This is a genomic window from Anaerococcus porci (assembly GCF_009696575.1).
Taxonomy (GTDB): domain Bacteria; phylum Bacillota; class Clostridia; order Tissierellales; family Peptoniphilaceae; genus Anaerococcus; species Anaerococcus porci.
In genome coordinates this window covers 107,611-125,515 of record NZ_VULQ01000005.1, presented here as the reverse complement: position 1 = coordinate 125,515, position 17,905 = coordinate 107,611, and the positions used below count along the sequence as shown (strand labels likewise).

Annotated in this window: 15 protein-coding genes, 1 tRNA gene and 1 other annotated feature; of the genes, 5 read left to right on the top strand and 11 right to left on the bottom strand. The window is 30.3% G+C overall.

The window, feature by feature from the left end; translation table 11 throughout:
• Positions 1–15: 15 nt before the first annotated feature.
• The 5 genes from proC to FYJ26_RS05520 form a co-directional block, all read right to left on the bottom strand.
• Positions 16–783 carry a pyrroline-5-carboxylate reductase gene (proC, locus tag FYJ26_RS05540; RefSeq protein WP_154540467.1) on the bottom strand — a complete coding sequence of 256 codons (768 nt, stop codon included), beginning with the start codon at positions 781–783 and terminating at the stop codon, positions 16–18.
• Between the two features lie 404 nt (positions 784–1,187).
• Positions 1,188–2,450, bottom strand: a complete 1,263-nt coding sequence (locus tag FYJ26_RS05535) for a glutamate-5-semialdehyde dehydrogenase (RefSeq protein ID WP_154540465.1) — start codon at positions 2,448–2,450, stop codon at positions 1,188–1,190.
• Positions 2,389–3,213: a glutamate 5-kinase gene (proB, locus tag FYJ26_RS05530; protein WP_154540463.1), complete on the bottom strand. Its 825-nt coding sequence runs from the start codon at positions 3,211–3,213 to the stop codon at positions 2,389–2,391. Before proB ends, FYJ26_RS05535 begins: the two co-directional genes overlap by 62 nt.
• 208 nt (positions 3,214–3,421) lie before the next feature.
• Complete coding sequence (locus tag FYJ26_RS05525) at positions 3,422–4,528, bottom strand: 5-methyltetrahydropteroyltriglutamate--homocysteine S-methyltransferase (RefSeq protein WP_154540461.1); 1,107 nt, start codon at positions 4,526–4,528, stop codon at positions 3,422–3,424.
• A gap of 186 nt (positions 4,529–4,714) precedes the next feature.
• Positions 4,715–4,933, bottom strand: a binding site (T-box leader).
• 92 nt (positions 4,934–5,025) lie between these two features.
• Positions 5,026–6,195: an iron-containing alcohol dehydrogenase gene (locus FYJ26_RS05520; protein WP_154540459.1), complete on the bottom strand. Its 1,170-nt coding sequence runs from the start codon at positions 6,193–6,195 to the stop codon at positions 5,026–5,028.
• Positions 6,196–6,309: 114 nt separating this feature from the next.
• Between FYJ26_RS05520 and FYJ26_RS05515 the strand changes: the two genes are divergently transcribed.
• Positions 6,310–6,981 (top strand): DUF969 domain-containing protein, encoded by a 672-nt coding sequence (locus tag FYJ26_RS05515; protein WP_154540457.1) that lies wholly within the window; start codon positions 6,310–6,312, stop codon positions 6,979–6,981.
• Positions 6,974–7,972 carry a DUF979 domain-containing protein gene (locus tag FYJ26_RS05510; RefSeq protein WP_154540455.1) on the top strand — a complete coding sequence of 333 codons (999 nt, stop codon included), beginning with the start codon at positions 6,974–6,976 and terminating at the stop codon, positions 7,970–7,972. The genes FYJ26_RS05515 and FYJ26_RS05510 overlap by 8 nt, the downstream gene beginning before the upstream one ends.
• Before the next feature lie 97 nt (positions 7,973–8,069).
• Here the strand turns inward: FYJ26_RS05510 and FYJ26_RS05505 are convergent, their stop codons facing one another.
• On the bottom strand, positions 8,070–8,651 hold the full coding sequence (locus FYJ26_RS05505) for a class II aldolase/adducin family protein (protein WP_154540453.1): 582 nt from the start codon (positions 8,649–8,651) through the stop codon (positions 8,070–8,072).
• A 2-nt stretch (positions 8,652–8,653) separates the two neighbouring features.
• Positions 8,654–9,418, bottom strand: coding sequence for a DeoR/GlpR family DNA-binding transcription regulator (locus FYJ26_RS05500; RefSeq protein ID WP_154540451.1), 765 nt, complete (start codon positions 9,416–9,418; stop codon positions 8,654–8,656).
• Positions 9,419–9,585: 167 nt separating this feature from the next.
• Here FYJ26_RS05500 and FYJ26_RS05495 point away from each other — a divergent pair, with 167 nt between their 5' ends.
• Genes FYJ26_RS05495 through FYJ26_RS05485 form a run of 3 tightly spaced genes read left to right on the top strand, consistent with a single transcriptional unit; the run spans position 9,586 to position 12,769 of the window.
• Positions 9,586–10,899 carry an APC family permease gene (locus FYJ26_RS05495; RefSeq protein ID WP_154540449.1) on the top strand — a complete coding sequence of 438 codons (1,314 nt, stop codon included), beginning with the start codon at positions 9,586–9,588 and terminating at the stop codon, positions 10,897–10,899.
• The gene (locus FYJ26_RS05490; RefSeq protein WP_154540447.1) at positions 10,889–11,713 is read left to right on the top strand and encodes a purine-nucleoside phosphorylase; all 825 of its coding nucleotides are present in this window, start codon (positions 10,889–10,891) and stop codon (positions 11,711–11,713) included. Before FYJ26_RS05495 ends, FYJ26_RS05490 begins: the two co-directional genes overlap by 11 nt.
• Positions 11,714–11,728: 15 nt before the next feature.
• Positions 11,729–12,769: a s-methyl-5-thioribose-1-phosphate isomerase gene (locus FYJ26_RS05485; RefSeq protein ID WP_154540445.1), complete on the top strand. Its 1,041-nt coding sequence runs from the start codon at positions 11,729–11,731 to the stop codon at positions 12,767–12,769.
• A gap of 603 nt (positions 12,770–13,372) precedes the next feature.
• Here FYJ26_RS05485 and FYJ26_RS05480 read toward each other — a convergent pair.
• The 4 genes from FYJ26_RS05480 to ade all read right to left on the bottom strand — a co-directional run bounded on the left by FYJ26_RS05480 (position 13,373) and on the right by ade (position 17,760).
• A tRNA-Ala gene (locus FYJ26_RS05480) sits at positions 13,373–13,448 on the bottom strand.
• 534 nt (positions 13,449–13,982) lie between these two features.
• Complete coding sequence (gene budC, locus FYJ26_RS05475; RefSeq protein ID WP_154540443.1) at positions 13,983–14,729, bottom strand: meso-2,3-butanediol dehydrogenase; 747 nt, start codon at positions 14,727–14,729, stop codon at positions 13,983–13,985.
• A gap of 585 nt (positions 14,730–15,314) precedes the next feature.
• The gene (locus tag FYJ26_RS05470) at positions 15,315–15,836 is read right to left on the bottom strand and encodes a DUF1836 domain-containing protein (protein ID WP_154540441.1); all 522 of its coding nucleotides are present in this window, start codon (positions 15,834–15,836) and stop codon (positions 15,315–15,317) included.
• Positions 15,837–16,002: 166 nt separating this feature from the next.
• Entirely contained in the window at positions 16,003–17,760 is a 1,758-nt protein-coding gene (gene ade, locus FYJ26_RS05465; protein ID WP_154540439.1) for an adenine deaminase, read from the bottom strand.
• Between the last annotated feature and the right edge of the window lie 145 nt (positions 17,761–17,905).

Here is a 17,905-nt window from a genome sequence, read left to right as displayed (position 1 = left end):
ATTTCTATAGCTAAATTACATAGATTTTGACTTGTTAAAAGAAGCTTCAACAGCCTTAATAAGGGCAGCCCTAAAATTATTCAATTCAAGAGCTTTAACTCCTTCTATAGTTGTTCCCGCAGGACTTGTCACCTTATCTTTTAATAGACCTGGATGTTCTTTAGTCTTATCCATAAGCTTAGCAGCACCTACTATAGTTTGAGCTATAAGTTCATAGGATATATCTCTTTTAAGTCCACACAATACAGCCCCATCAGATAAGCCTTCCATAAATAAATCAACAAAGGCAGGAAGACAACCATTTATAACAGCTGCCACATCAAATTGATCTTCATCAATTATTATTGCTTTTCCGAAAGATGAAAATATAGATAAAACATTTTGAATTTCATCATCACTTACATTTTTATTTGGAAGAAGAATTGACATACCCTCTCCAATTGATGCTGGAGTATTTGGCATAGTCATAACTATTTTTTTATTATCTCCAAGTAAATCTTGAAGTTTTTTTATAGTGAAACCTGCAGCAATAGAAATAAAAATCTTATCTTTTAAAAAATCTTTAATTTCAGCTATTACAGATGGATAATATTTTGGCTTTACTGCTAAAACTATATAATCACTGTTTTTAACAACACTTTCATTATCACTAATAGTGCAATCTTTATCTTTAAAGAAATCAAGATTAGATCCCCTATTAGATAAAAACAATTCATTGTCATCTAAAAGTCCTTTGGCAATAGCAGATCCCATATTACCAATACCAATAATACCAATTTTCATATTTCCTCCTCCTTATAGAAAATTATATTTTTCTAAATTTACTTATTTCTATATTTTAATTTGTCTATTTTCAAAAGTATGCTGCTTTGTATCTATTAAATAAATATCTTTAATTAGTAGTTTCGATATTTTAATAAATTTTCTTATTAAGATAATCTACGTATACTTAGGGCGGAGGGAACAGGGGAGTTTCGATTCTCCCCTTTTTCCCTCCCCCTAAGACGAAGAAGTAAAGTTAAATTATTATTACTTGTAATGCAAAAAATATTAAAAATTAATATTTATAATGCTTATCTTAATTGAGCAAATCCCCTTGGGCTGTCTCCCAAGATACAAAGAATTATTTTAATATATAATTACTTACAATATTCTATATATAATATTTAAAATTTAAGGAAATTTAACTATCCCCTTATTTGTCCATCACCCAAAATAACATACTTATAAGTCGTAAGTTCATTAAGTCCAACAGGTCCTCTTGCATGGAGTCTTTGAGTTGATATACCTATTTCTGCTCCAAATCCAAATTCAGAACCATCTGTAAATCTTGTTGATGCATTTACATATACACAGGCTGAATCTACTTCTTCTGTAAATTTATTAGCTTCATTTATTTTTTCTGTAATTATTGCATCTGAATGACCTGATGAGTATTTATAAATATGGTCTATAGCCTCATCTATGTTATCTACCATCTTTACTGAAAATTCATAGTCTAAGTATTCTTTACCATAGTCCTCGTCATTTGCTGGTATGGCATTTTTTATTTTCCCTAAAGTTCTATCACAAGCATGAACTTTTATATTATATTTTTCTATGATTTCATTTAAGCCATCATAAAATTCATCTTTAACTTCCTTATGAATAAGCAAGGATTCTAAAGCATTACATACTCCTATTCTTTGAGTCTTACCATTTTCAAAAATTCTAAGTGCTTTTTCAATATCTGCATACTTATCCACATATAGGTGACAGTTTCCTACTCCTGTTTCAAGGGTTGGTACACTTGCATTTTCTACTACTGCATTTATAAGAGATAAGGAACCTCTTGGTATAAGTAGGTCTATATATCCACTTAATCTCATAAGCTCGGTTGATGACTGTCTTGTTATATCATCTATTATTTGGACTATATTTTTATCAAATCCTGCCTTATCAATTCCTTCTCTAATAGCAGCTGCTATAGCGAGTGATGAGTTTATGGCTTCTTTCCCACATCTTAGTATAATAGAATTTGATGATTTAATTGCAAGGATTGATGCATCGAGTGTTACATTCGGACGTGCTTCATAAATCATTGCCAAAACTCCAATAGGTACTTTTTTCTTTCCTATAAGTAAGCCATTTTCAAGTCGTCTTACATCTTCCATTTTTCCTACTGGATCTTTTAAAGCTATCATTTGATCAATTGATAAAATCATAGAATCAATCCTATCATTGTCAAGTTTTAGTCTATCCAATAGACCATCTGCCATATTATTATCTTCTCCATTTTTATAGTCTATATCATTTGCTTTTATGATTTTTCCCCTATTTTTTTCAAGAGAAGTTTTTATATTTTCTAGTATTTTATTTTTATCTATTGTTTTAAGTTTTTTAAGCTTTCTATTTGATATTTTTGAAAGCTTCCCCATTTTTATTAGTTTTTCCCTTAAAGATTGTTCCAATATCCTCACCTCTAATTATTCTTCTAATGTTCTTTAAATCTATTGAATTTGCTATTATTGTATCAATTCCTCTTTCCATACAAAGAGCTGCCGCATTTATCTTTGTTGCCATCCCTCCTGTACCAACTTTAGAATAGGCATCTTTTCCCATGGATCTAAGTTTTTCATCTATGATACTTACCTCACTTATAAGCTTTGCATCTTCATCTATTCTTGGATCATTTGTATAAAGTCCATCAATGTCTGATAATAATAAAAGAAGGTCGGCATCAACTAGCTTTGCAACTACTGCCGAGAGGGTATCATTGTCCCCAAAATTTATTTCAAATGTTGATATAGTGTCATTTTCATTTACTATTGGTATAACTCCCATATCTATAAGTCTATTTATGGTATTTTCGGCATTTTCATGCATAATCTTATTAGTTTCAACCATTCTTGTAAGAAGAATTTGACCTATAGAAAATCCATACTCTGCAAAGGCCTTAAGAAAAGTATTCATTAGGGTAACTTGACCTACTGCCGCAGTAGCCTGTTTTGCTGAAACATCTCCTCTCGGTCTTTCTATATCAAGTCTATGAGCGCCTGTTGCAATTGCACCACTTGATACAAGGATTACTCTTATTCCCTTATTTTCTAAATTTACAATTTCTTTGGCCAATTCTTCAATTCTTTCTATATTAACCCCACCATTTTGATGGGTAACTGAAGACGAACCTACTTTTATAACTATTTTTTTGATTTCTCTACTAAATTCTCTCATAATTTCACCTTTTTATATTGTATAGGATAATTCCACTTTAGGCAATTAAAAAGGAACTGTTGCAGAATGAATTAATCGTTCTAAAACCATTACCAGCTCCTTTACTACAATTTGGTTTCCTTAAGTGGTAGACTATTCTCAAGTTGTATATAAGTAACTTATAATGATACAAGGTTAAAAATTCAAAATTTGCAACAGCTCCCTTATTTTATAAAATTTCTTCAGCTATTTCTCTTAGTAAAGCAATTTTTTTCCATTGATCTTCTTCTTTTAATTTATTTCCTTCTTCTGTAGATGAGAAACCACATTGAGGTGAGATTGCTATTTGAGACTTATCAAGATATTTACTCGCTTCTTTTATTCTATCTATTATATCTTCCTTTTTTTCAAGATTAGCAAGTTTACTTGTTACAAGACCTAAAACAACACTTTTTCCTTCTGGAACTTTTTTTAAAGCTTCAAAGGAACCTGATCTTTTATCATCATATTCTAGGAAAAATCCATTTACATGTTCACCAGCTAGTAAATAGTCTGCTATCTTGTCATAACCACCCTTAAAATGAAAAGTTGATTTATAATTTCCTCTACAAATATGGGTAAGTACGTTCAATCCTATTGGAGCCTTGTCTATTGATTCGTTATTTATTTTTAGGTAAATTTCCTTTAACTTTTCAACATCTTTACCAGCTTTTTCATATTCTTTTATAGCATCATCGTCTACTAATGCTCCCCAAGTACAATCATCTATTTGAACTGTTCTACAACCTAAATCATAGATTTGTTGGAAAAATTCTCCATAAGCATTAGAAACATCTTTTATAAAATCTTCTTCATTTTCATAGATAGCCCCCTCTTTTATTTGAGTATAGACTGTTCTTAAAAATTGGGCTGGTGCAGGAATTGTTTGTTTTGCTTTGACCTCTTCTTCTTCAAATTGTTGCAAGAATTTAAAATGTTCTAAGAACGGATGGCCCTTAGCTGTTATTTTTCCAACTATCCTTACTGAATCAGGCCTAAGGGTTTCACCATGAAATTTTATTCTATCTTTTTCATCTAATTGGTATTTTTCTACTCCATTAAGTCCCCAGAAAAAATCATAATGCCACCAACTTCTCCTAAATTCACCATCTGTTATAAATTTAAGACCTGCTTCTTTTTCTTTTTTTACTAATTTTTCAATTTCTTCATCTTCAATTTTTCTTAATTCAACATCTGTAATAAATCCACTATCGTAGTCTTTTCTAGCCTTTTTAAGACTTTCTGGCCTTAGAAATGATCCTACTATGTCGAATTTGTATGGTGCTTTGATTGTCATATTGTCTCCTTAAAATTATTATATTTTAGGCCTAAGTTAAATAGTAATGTTATGATAGCTTTTAAAATTCATAAAGTAAAACCTCATAAAATAATTAACATTCACGGTGTAAGGATACTTAAATGTCTCTTAGACTTTCTCTTTGGAAGTTTCCATTAAAAAAGTCCTTATCATTTCTTACGAAACAATAAGGACGAATTTTTCCGCGTTACCACCTTTTTTGCATATTATGCCACTTTAGATACTTTCATATCCTATCTCTATAACGGGAGATCCCGTCTTGCTCTAAATATCGAACAAGCCCATCGGAGGCCATTTTCATTTTTGCTTCATCTTATCCCTTCTCAGCTTATGGGACTCTCTGTTAAGTCTTGGCTAAATTACTTTTCTCGTTTTTTGGTTTTAATAAATACTTTAACTTAGAACATATTTTAACCTCAAATTTATTATATGTCAAATAATTTTAATTTTTTTAATAAATATGAAAATTTCCAGTTTTATAAGCACATTGAGTAAATCTCTTTTACATCAGCTGGACTAAGTTCAACAAATCCCTCTATCTTTCCTTTTTTACCACAGGCTTTTTTAGACATTTGATCAAACTTACTTTCATCTATGCCTATATCTTTCAAATTTGAATCAAGTTCTAGGTCTTTAAAGAAAAATTTATTTAACTTCTTGATTACAATCTTTCCTACTTCTAGCTTATCTAGGTTTTTATCTATATCAAAAACATTAACTCCTAAATCATAAAACTTATGGGCTGTTTTTTCATTTAGGACATACTCCATCCACCTTGGTGTAAGTATAGCAAGTCCAAGACCGTGAGTTATATCATAAAAGGCTGAAAGTTCATGCTCCATTGGGTGAACAGTCCAAGATGACTTACTTGATGCTGATACAAAGCCATTTATAGCCCAACTTGATGCCCACATAAGATTTGCTCTTGCCTCATAATTTTCAGGCTCCTTTAAGGCTATTGGACCATATTTTATTACGGTTTTCATAAGAGATTCCATTATCCTATCGAGCATGTACATAGATTCATCAACATTAAAATAATTTTCAAAAATGTGAGAAAGAATATCTACCGTCCCACAGGCTGTCTGGTATTTATTTACAGTATAGGTAAGTGTAGGATCTAGGAATGAAACCTTAGGTCTTGTATCTTTATGACCTGATGATAATTTTTCATTAGTTTCAAGATTTGTAATGACTCCTCCGCAGTCCATCTCACTTCCTGTAGCTGCCATTGTTAAGACTGTAAGTAGCGGTAGAGCTGGACTCATTGGCTTATTTTCTGATATAAATTTCCATGGATCAAAGTCAACCATAGCTCCTGCAGCCATAAATTTAGAAGCATCTATAGTTGAACCTCCACCTACTGCAATAATTGCACCTATCTCTTTTTCTTTTATTATTCTTATTCCCTCTCTAACAGAGTCTATTCTCGGATTTGGTTTTATTCCAGATAATTCATAAACTTTTACTCCACTTGCTTCAAGTTCTAATAAAACCTTCTCATAGATTCCGTTATCCTTAATAGAACCACCACCGTAGGTTAAAAGAATCTTATCTGTAAACTTCCTCGCCTCTTCCCCTATATAATCTAGAGCATCATCTCCAAAGTGTACTTTTGTTGGTATATCGTAAGTAAAATTTAACATAAAAACCCCCTTCTAGTTTATTTTTACCCAAAATTGTAAAATATCATTTAGTAAAATTATGAAAGTCTTTTAAAAAAATCTTTTTTAATATATAATTTTTAAAAAGGAGGTATTATGAATTATTTCGTATTAGTAGGAATACTTATTATAGTTATAGGGTTTGCCCTAAAACTTGATGTAGTAGCAGTCGTTTTATTCTCAAGCCTTGTTACAGGTCTTGTCTCAGGAATGAGCCTTATAAAAGTACTTGATTTAATTGGTAATGGATTTGTAAACAATAGGTACATGTCTTTATTTTTGTTAGGTTTACCACTTATAGCAATTATGGAAAGATATGGCTTAAAGGAAAGAGCTGCTGAAGCTATCCAAAAAATTAAATCAGCATCAGCTGGAGCTGTTATTGGTCTTTATATAGTTATAAGAACTGTAGCTGCGGCTCTTTCACTTAGATTAGGTGGTCATATTCAATTTATAAGGCCAATAATCTTACCAATGGCTCAAGGTGCAGCAGAGAAAAATCGCAAACTAACAGATGAAGAAATTGAGCAATTAAAGGCACTTGCAGGTGCTAGTGAAAATTATGGAAACTTTTTTGGTCAAAATATTTTCCCTGTTTCAAGTGGTGTTTTATTGATGCAAGGTGTACTTGCTGAAGCAGGTTATAATGTAACAGCAGCAAGCATAGCTAATGCATCAATATTCGCAGGTGTTGCTATGATAGTCATATCTCTTATCCAATGTTATTTATTTGAAAGAAAGATAAGAAAGGAGGATAAGAATGTTTAATTTTATCTATCAAAACACAATAATTATCGATGAATTTATTTATATAATTTGTGGTCTAATATGTTTGCTTGCAGGTATTAAAGGACTTTCTAATAAGAATGCTCCTATAGGGACATTTTTATTCTGGACTCTTTTAGGATTTTTATTCTCATGTGGTAAATTTATAATCGATAAGTTTCAATATGGTGGTGCATTTATAGGAGCAATCCTTATGGTTATTGCTATCATAACTGTAAGTAACAATGTTAAAATGGGTAATTTTAAAGAACAAAGTCAGGAACAAAAGATTAAATATGCTAAAATAGCTGGAAATAAAATCTTTATCCCAGCTTTGGCTATGGGAATTATAGCAATGATTATGGCTCAATTTAAAAGCTTTAAAATTGTAGTAGATTCAGCGAAGGATGGATCTGAAATATTCTTCGGTTTTTCAGCCGCCCAAGTTTTAGGAATAACTTCAGTTATAGCAATAATTCTTGCAATTGCAATTACTCATGCAAAATTTAAAGAAACTGGTGAAGATACAGCAAAAATGCTTATGCAAATAGGCTCATCATCCCTACTTCCACAACTTTTAGGAGCATTGGGTGGAATCTTTGCAACAGCAGGTGTAGGTGATATAATAGGAGCTGGTATGAGTGCAATAGTGCCAGCTGAATCAAAAGTATTTGGTGTAATAGCATACTGTATAGGAATGGTTTTATTTACTATGATTATGGGAAATGCCTTTGCAGCCTTTACGGTAATGACAATAGGTGTTGCAGTTCCATTTGTAATAGGAAATGGCGGAGATCCAGCCATAGTAGCATCTTTAGGAATGACTTGTGGTTTTTGTGGAACCTTGATGACCCCAATGGCAGCAAACTTTAATATAGTACCAGCAGCAATACTTGAGTGTGAAAATGAAAAATCAATAATGAAAATTCAAACACCAGTAGCCCTAGCACTTATAGTAGTTCACATTATCCTAATGCTTGTTTTAGCGTTTTAGGTAAAATAAAAGAGGATTTGCAAATAACTCATATGTCCACTTTACTAGATAAGACGGTAAAGTGGTATATGTCATAACTTGCAATTCCTCTTTATTGTTATTCTATAATGTTTGGATTTCCAATAAGTTTTGAATTGAAATAAATTTTTGCGGCATCTTCAACATATTCTGCTGATAAAAAGGCACTCTCTAAATCTTTTCCACATGAAACAACCCCATGGTTTGCCAAAAGACATGAGTTTCTATCTTTTAGAAATGGAATAATAGCTTTAGCAAGCTCCTTACTTCCAGCAGGCTTAAATGGAGCAACTTTTATATCTCCACCTAAAAAAGGTTTCATTTCAATTAATATCAAGGGAATATTAACCCTAGAAACTGCAAATGAAGTAGCTACAGTAGAATGAGTATGGACTATGGCTTCATAATTTGGATATTTTTTGTATATTTCAAGATGCATCATCCACTCTGATGATGGCTTTTGCTCTTTTTTATATGCTGAACCATCTTTATGAATCCTAACTATATCTTCTTCTTTCATACTTTCATATGATAAACCAGATGGGGTAATATAATAGCTATCATCATTTTCTTTAATTGATATATTTCCACTTGTTCCTGCTACAAGACCTAGATTATAAAGTTTTTTTCCTGCTTCTACTAATTTTTTCCTATAATTCATACTTACTCCTTTATTATTCTTATACCTGATTTCTTAAATTTTCTAAAAATATCATCACTTATATTTTGGTCAGTTATAATCATATCTACCAATTTAGTTTCACAAAAAAATTTGGCAGTATCATCAGAAAACTTGGTATAGTCCATCAATGCAATACTTCTATCTGAACGACTAATCATCTTACTTCTTAAAAGTAAATTATCAAAATTATTATCTCCAAATCCTAAATCATGGTTTATAGTGGCAAAGCTTACAAAAGCTATATCCGACTTATAGTTTTCTATGTTATTCATAGTCAAAGCTCCCATAAAAGAATTACTATGTTTACTATATTTTCCTGCAAGAATAAAAAGTTCTATATTATTTGATTGACAGACTATATTCGCTATCTCCATAGAATTGGTAATGATTCTTACACAAAGCTTTTTCTCAACTATTAGCTTAGCCAACTCTATACAAGTAGTAGAATTGTCAACAAAAATAGTATCCTTGGTATGGATATATTTTATAGCAAGCTTTCCTATATATTGTTTTTCCTTCTTGCATAAATTTTTCTTTACTAGATTTGAAATACCAAAATACTTTTCATCTGTTGATACTGCTCCACCCCTAGTTCTTTTTAAAACATTTAAATTTTCTAATGCTATAAAATCTTTCCTAATAGTCTCCTCACTTACATTTATCTTTTTTGCAAATTCTTTTAAATTTAATAAGTGATTTCTATCTAGTTCTTTAATAATTTTATTATGTCTTTCTTCTTTAAGCATATTAGCTCCTATATTCCAATTTTTTCCAATTATAATAATATGATAACCTATAAATCTTAAAATTTTTAGTTTTTTATCATCATAAAATTCCAACTTTTTACAATAATATCTTTATTTTTTGTTTTTAATTTGTTATACTTATTGTAAATAAACTTAAAGGAGGTTTTATGAAAAATTCAAAGATATCCTTATTTGACCTCATAGGTATAGGAGTGGGGCAAATTATAGGATCAGGAGTTATGATTCTAACAGGTATTGCCATTGGAAAAACAGGACATGGTGTTCCCCTAGCATTTATTGTAGCAGGAATTATTGTCGCTATTACCAATATATGTCTTGCAACCCTAGGTTCTGCAATACCAGCAAATGGAGGACAATATACTTATGTAAGAGATCTTATAGGAAAGAAGGCAGGATTCTTCTATGTAGCTTTACTTGCAGCAGGACAACTAGTTTTAGCAAACTATGCAATCGGTTTCGCAGAGTATATGAAAGAGCTAATTCCAAGTATAAATGTAGGTATTGTTGCTGGTATAATGATGACAGTTGTATTTTTAGTAAATATAATGGGAGTTAAAACAGCAGTAAAATTTCAAAATTTACTAGTTATAGTGCTGGTAATCTCTATTGGCCTATTTATAGTATTAGGCTTTCCAAAAATCACCACATTCAAACCTTATACCCAAATGAAGACTATTATGCCAAATGGTTTTACAGAGTTTGTAGCCGGTATTTTCTTGGTAAGATTTTCTCTTGTTGGTGCTGAATACATAAACGAATTTGGTGAAGATGCTGAAAATCCCGGCAAAAATATTCCGCTAGCTATGATAATTTCAACTGTATTGGTTTCAATAATATATTTATGTGTTGGTTTTGTAGCAACTGGAGTACTTCCTATTGAAGAAGTTGCTTATAAAACTTTAGGAAATGTAGCAAATGAAATATTCACGAAACCTATTTACTATTTCTTTATGGTAGGTGGTGCTATGTTTGCAGTTGCATCATCTTTAAATGCTGTTTTTGCGTGGGCTCCTAAAGGATTAGCTGTTGCTGTTGAAGATGGTTGGTTGCCTAAAATTTTAGCTAAAAGAAATAAGAAATTTAATACCCCTCACTTCCTTTTACTAATATTTTATATTCTTGGAATGATTCCAATAGTAACTGGTGGAACACTTGAAATAATTGCTGTTTTAGGAAATAATATAGGTCTAATATTTGCAGCGATGCCTATTATAGCTGTTATGTTTCTACCAAAAAGAAATAAAGATGCTTATGAAAAGGCTTACTTTAAACTTCCTAGATGGGCTATGACTGTTCTACCTATATTTTGCCTGTTTGTATTTGCAGGTGGGTTTTATTCTAATATTGACTTTATAGGTCCATTTGGTATAGGGGTTATGTTTATCTATTGTGTAATAGTCGCCATTTACGCTAAGTTAAGAGAACCATATGTAAAAATAAGGAGTAAAGATGATAAATAAAAAATCTTATGATTCTTATAAAAAATCAGCTGATTATATAAAATCAATAATAAAAGATGAAGTATCTTATGCAGTAGTTTTAGGAACAGGTCTTGGAAAGCTATTAGATACTATGGAAGATAAGATAGAAATACCATATACAGATATACCTGATTTCCTAGAATCTACCGTAAAAAGTCACCCGGGGAAGTTTATATATGGAAAACTTTCTGGAAAAAAAGTCTTATGTATGGCTGGAAGATTCCATTATTATGAAGGATATGAATATAGTGAACTTGCAAGACCAGTATATGTTATGAAACTTTTAGGTATAAAAACCCTAATTTTAACAAATGCAGCTGGTGCTATTAATTACAATATTCATCCTGGTGATATATGTCTAATAACAGACCACCTAAACTTTGCATCTGTTAGTCCAACCAGAGGAAATAATCTATATGAGTTTGGGGAAAGATTTTATCCAATAGATAACTTATATGATAAAGAATTAAGAAAAGTAGCAATAGAGTCAGCAATCGAAGAAGGTTTTGCCTTAAAAGAAGGAGTTTACTTCTATACAGTGGGGCCTTTTTTTGAAACACCAGCAGAAATTAGAGCTATGAGACTTTTAGGTGCAGACATGGTTGGTATGTCTACCTTAACAGAATCACTTACAGCAGGCCATTGTGGTATAAAGGTCTTATGCCTATCTCTTGCAACAAACTACAGTTCAGATAGGATAGAAAATATGGACGGAAGTGAAGTGGAAGAAGTTGCTGAAAAAGCATCAGATAAATTCCAAAGACTTATTTTAAATATCTTAAAGAAAATATAATAGAAAGGATTACTCATGGAAAGATACGATTACAATTTGCCTTATATGCTCCAATATGAACATGTGGCTTGGTATGAAGAAGGAGAAGTCAAAATCTTAGATAGGAGAATATATCCAAAAGAAGTATCATACGTTAATTGTAAATCATACATGGATGTTCGCCAAGCTATAAAGGACATGGTAACCCAAAGTGCAGGTCCTTATACTGCAGCTGGAATGGGAATGGCTCTTGCAGCTTATCAGGCAAGAAATCTTAAAGATGATGATAAAATAGAGTTTCTAAAAAATGCGTCCGAACAAATTGCAACCGCTCGCCCAACTACAGAAAATAGGATGAGAAAAATTACTGAAAATAGTCTGGATATTGGAATTAAAGCTATAAAAGAGAAGAAAGATCCAGCTGAAGCTATTAAGAATGATACCATAAAATCTCTTAATAGAAGATATTCAACTATGGAAATTGTAGCTAAAAATCTATGTTTACTTATAAAAGATGGGGATAAGATTCTAACTCAATGTTTTGGCGAAACAATTATCGGAATGATGTTAAGAATCCTAAAAGAAGAAGAGAAAAATGTAAGTTTTTACTGTGCCGAAACTCGTCCATACTATCAGGGAGCAAGACTTACAGCAACTTGTTGTAGTGAAATGGGATTTGAAACAACCATTGTTACAGATAATGCCATAGCATATCTTATGGAAAATATTGGTATAGATTTATTTACATCTGCAGCTGATACAATAACAAGAGATGGAAATGTTGCTAATAAAATAGGAACCTACCAAATAGCTATACTTTCTAAACATTTTAATATTCCTTACTATGTAACAGGTATACCAGATGATGATAAATATACAAGAGAGGATATTACTATAGAAATGCGTGACCCAAATCTTGTCCTAGAAGGAAGAACAGCAAAAAATGTCAAAGCACTGTATCCTTCATTTGATATAACAGGAAAGGAATTTATAGATAAGATAGTAACTGATAAGGGAAACTATGATCCTGAAAATCTCCACACATATTTTGATAGTGAAACCAAGAGATTTTATTAGTTTTATAACACAAAAATAGAATTTTTATTAATTTATAAAAAGCGAGATTAAAAACTCGCTTTTTACTATGATATAAAGTCTTCTTACTTAAACAAAATCGCTACTATATAGAAGACTCTATAATATATCATTAACAAAGTATTTTTAATCTTTTTGTTATTTCCATAAAAATAAAATCATCGAAAAAAGAAATGGTCTAATAAGAATTTTATATAAAACTTACTATAAATTAAATATTTAGAAAATTAAAGATTAGTGTTAGTCTTTCTTAAGTATATTGTAACATTAATCATAAAAAGCAATATTGCGAGAACTACAATAATTACTTGTTCAAATTTTTCAAACTACATTTATATTAGACTAATCAATAATAGTTGTAATTGTAGTACTTTTTAGTTTTAACATTATTAATTACAAAAACTATTTATCAAAAAAATAATTTTATAAAACTAAGTTTAGTATTAGTAGATGAAAATTTAAAGCTCATAAATTTCAAAAAGTCCGAATTTATATTGTGGAAGATTTATTAGGAAAAATTCTTAAAAGTACTGAAATAAAATAAGATAGCTTATTAATATTGAAATTAAGCTATCTTATAAAAATTGGTGGAGAATAGGGGACTTGAACCCCTGACCTCATGGCTGCCAGCCATGCGCTCTCCCAGCTGAGCTAATTCCCCATGAATTTAATAAATATAATATATCATATTGAACTTAAAAAGTCCATATAAAAATACCCTAATAAATAAGATAATTCTACTAATTTAAATAATCCTATTTTAATAAATATTCAATTTAAACATTTAACCATCAGATTTTTTCAAGTTATCGATTTGTGTCTTTAAATCCTCACTTAAGCTCTTGCGGACCCTTAAGCTATCCATATCCAATAAAGCTTTACTTTCCTTAATATTTTTACTTCCAGTATTTGCTAATCATAAGTCAATAGCCTTATTAAGATTAATATTTTCTTTAGCCTTTGCTTTTGAATTACCATAGTGTGTATATTTTGCCCACTTTAAAGCAAACTGGCTTATTTTAAATTCAAATGATTCAAGCTCTATATTATCAAATTATTCTTTAAAATAGTAAAATAATTCATATCACAAGATATAAAAAGTAAAAAATACCAGAGAAAGTGTTAAACTAGCTCTGGCATTTAGTTCAAAATTATGAAATTACTATAAATAGTTAAAATTCTTATTAAATTAAGTCTATGACATTGTCCATCCACCATCAACTGGTAGGGCATGTCCTGTTATATAAGATGATTGATCACTAGCTAAAAATAGAGCTGCTTTAGCTATATCTTCAACAGTTCCAAATCTTGCCATAGGTATTGGTGAAAGATAAGCATTACACATATCTTTATCTTCTAGAGCTTCTTTTGTCATTCCTGTCTTTGATGTACCAGGACATATTGCATTAACTCTTATCCCATCTTTGGCATAATCTACTGCTAAAGCTTGAGTTAGAGAAATTACTGCCCCCTTACTTGCACCATAAGCTACTGCTTGAGGAAATCCTATGATTCCACCAGCTGATGCGGTATTTACAATCACTCCTTTAGATTCTTTTAAATATTTCATAGCATACTTACATGCTAAAAAGATAGAATCAACATTTACACCGAAAGAAGTTTTGAAATCATCAAAGCTTACTTCTTCAACATTACCTGGCTTAAATACACCAGCGTTGTTAAAAAGTATATCTATCTTTCCAAATTCATTGACTGCTTCTGCTATAAAGTTTTTAACATCAGAATCCTTTGAAACATCTGCCTTAACAGAGATAGCTTCTCCTCCATCTTTTTTTATTTCTTCTACAGTTTCCTTTGCAGATTCTTCATTATAATCTACTGCCACAATCTTAGCTCCCTCTTTTGCAAAAAGCTTTGATGTAATCTTACCAAACCCTGAGCCTGCACCTGTAATAACTGCTACCTTATCTTTTAATAACATAGTATACTTCCTTTCTTAATTTTCCATCTTAATATATACCCTATTTTTTCAAAAAATCACCAAAAATAAAAATATTATTAATTCTTCAATATAAATAAAACTATCTCATTTTATAAATAACAAGTTATTTAAACTTTTCCTAACTAATACAAATCATAATAATATATTATTGAACTTATTAAAAGAAAATCTTTAAATTAAGTATTATTTTTATTGCACTCTTTTCTAAATATATCTAAGATTTGTTATATAATATAGCAATAGCTTGATATATAATTTTAAGAAATATCTAACAAGTTTAAGTGAAATCTAGCTATATTATAGAAAATTCTAGAGTATGAGAACTCTTCAAATACAATAGTTAAAAAAATGCGAATTTTGATAAATAGGAGATTTGAAACTTTTATGCTTCTTCAAACTTATATTTTAATACTCAATTTTAACTTATTTTACTATTATATGAACAAAACTTATAAACACTGTATAACTTAAGTAAAAAATTATTTTCGTTTATTTTCTATTGGTCAACTCAAAGATTTATCTTACTATTCAACTAATTTATTATACTTTTTTATAATTTTCTCATCAAATTTGTCTGTTTTTTATGGTTATCATTGTATAAAGCTTGGTAAATAGTGATATAACTAGGTAATATAAGACCTTATCATGATGATTTTCTATAGAAAATTCTATTCCTACCCTATCGTCAAAATCTGCCAAAATTTTTTCTTTTGCATCTTGGAATATTTCTACAAAATTATCATACACAGCTTTTAGGGTAAAAGTTTTTACCTCAATTTCGATTCCTTTTGAAATTTCATCAATTTGCAAGGCTTGTTTGAATATAATAATTGTTAAAAGTTGGGCTATAGAATCTCTATAATACTTTTTCTTAATAGGCTCCTTAATATGACCTTGCTTTACATAGTTATTTATCATTGATGATGTTATGAAATTTTCTCCATATATAAAAAGAGGCTCTAAAATATTTTTAACAAAACTTATTAGCTCTTCTTTATAAAGCCCATCATTTGGAATGTTTTTCCAACTTGGTAAAGTAAGCTTTCTTAATTGTTCCAATTCTTTCATCGTTCCTATATTTTTCATAAGTCACCTCAAAGCTATTATACTTTATCTAGTATTTGAAAGTAATATAAAAATAAAAAATCATTATTCAATTAAGCTTTTATTAAATCACTTAAAACTAGTGACTTAGTTCTAATATCTTTATTTATAAAAAATTCATAAGGAATTTTATTCTCATTTTCTTATATTAAACTTCTAAATCTATAATTTTATATGCCAAAACATCAACAAGACCTAAATCAGTTAAACCTAATTTTGGCACTACTGGAAGAGCTATAAAACTTAGGGTCATAAAAGGTGATTTCAAATCACAGCCTAAGTCTTTTGCTATCTTATTCAAAGCACTTATTTCACTTTCTACTTCTTCTACACCTTTCTCGCTCATAAGTCCACCAATAGGAAGTTTCATTTCGCCAATTATTTCACCATCAAGGCTTATTGCTATACCACCGTTTATCTTCTCTATATGATTTACAGCCTTGGCCATGTCATAATCATTTTCTCCTACTACAACTATATTATGGTTGTCATGACTCATTGAGTAAGCTAAAGCTCCCTTTTTAAGTCCCATCCCATGAACAAAACCTAAACCTATATTTCCATTTTTTCCATATCTTTCAATAACTGCAATTTTTATAATATCCCTAGCAAGATTATTTTGAATTTCTCCTTTTTTTACATCAAGCTCTTGTATTAGAATATTATTTATAATTTGATCTTTGATAAGATCAATCACCCTTACCATAGTCTTGTTTTCTCTATTAGATTTTATTGAGAAAGACTTAAAATCTATAGGATTTAAAAGCTTTACTGTATCTTTAATCCAAGCCGGATACTCTCTTTTTTCAATCTTTCTAAGCATCTTTCCATTTTCTGCTACTAAATCTCCTTCATAAAACACCATGTCAGGGTATTTTTGACTTAAGTCTTTTGATATTACTATATCTGCAAGTCTTCCTGGAGATATAGAACCTATTTCATCTTCTATTCTAAAGTGTTTAGCTGCATTTACACTTGCAATCTTTATAGCATCTATCATATCCATTCCTAGTTCTATCGATCTTTTTACGTTGTAGTTAATATGACCTTCTTCTAGGGTATCGTCAACATGCTTATCATCAGTACAAAACATGAAATTTTCTATAGGAAGATTATGATTAAGAATAGCCCTAATCATTGTATCAAGATTTCTTTCAGATGAACCTTCTCTTATAAATACGCTCATTCCAACTCTAAGCCTTTGAATCATTTCTTCTTTTGTTACACATTCATGATCATCTAAAATTCCCGCTGATGCATAAATATTTAAATCATGATCTAATCTTCCTATAGCATGACCATTGACTATTTTTCTTCTTTTAATTGTATTTGAAATCATTTGGATATAGTCTTCATTTATAGATAAGATTTTAGCAGGATCAATCTCGCCCATACTCAAACTTTCATTTTTTTGCATAAGTCTATCCATAGATCCTACATCTATTATATCTCCTGTTGTCTCAAGACCTGGTGCTGCTGGAACACATGAAGATACTTCTACAAACATATGATAAGGAAGATTTTTAGAAGAAATTAACATCTCTTCTATTCCCTTTTCACCAGCTACATTTGCAATCTCCATCATATCAGAAAATATACTAGTTACTCCAAATGGAACTATAAGATTTGCCAAAGCTTCCGGTGAGAGCATTGTTGATTCAAAATGCATATGGGAGTCTATAAGGCCAGGATAAGCATACATCTTCTTGCAATCGATTTCTTTTCTTGCATGTAAATTTGTATTTGGATCTATAGATACTATTCTTTTATTATTTATGTAAATATTGGTTTCTAATATTTCTTTAGAATAAACATTTATTAGTTTAACATTATTAAGAACCAAATCGCAATCTTCTTTACCTAGTCCAACTTTGATATTTTTTATTATTTCATCTTTACTTCTCATCTTATGAGCCTCCATATATGTATATTTAAATATATTATATCACATATCATTAAGGCATTATACTAAAAAAGGGATATTGCTAAACGAATTAATCGTTCTATCATTACAAGATTCTCAAAGACAATTTGGCCTCCATGAGCTGAAA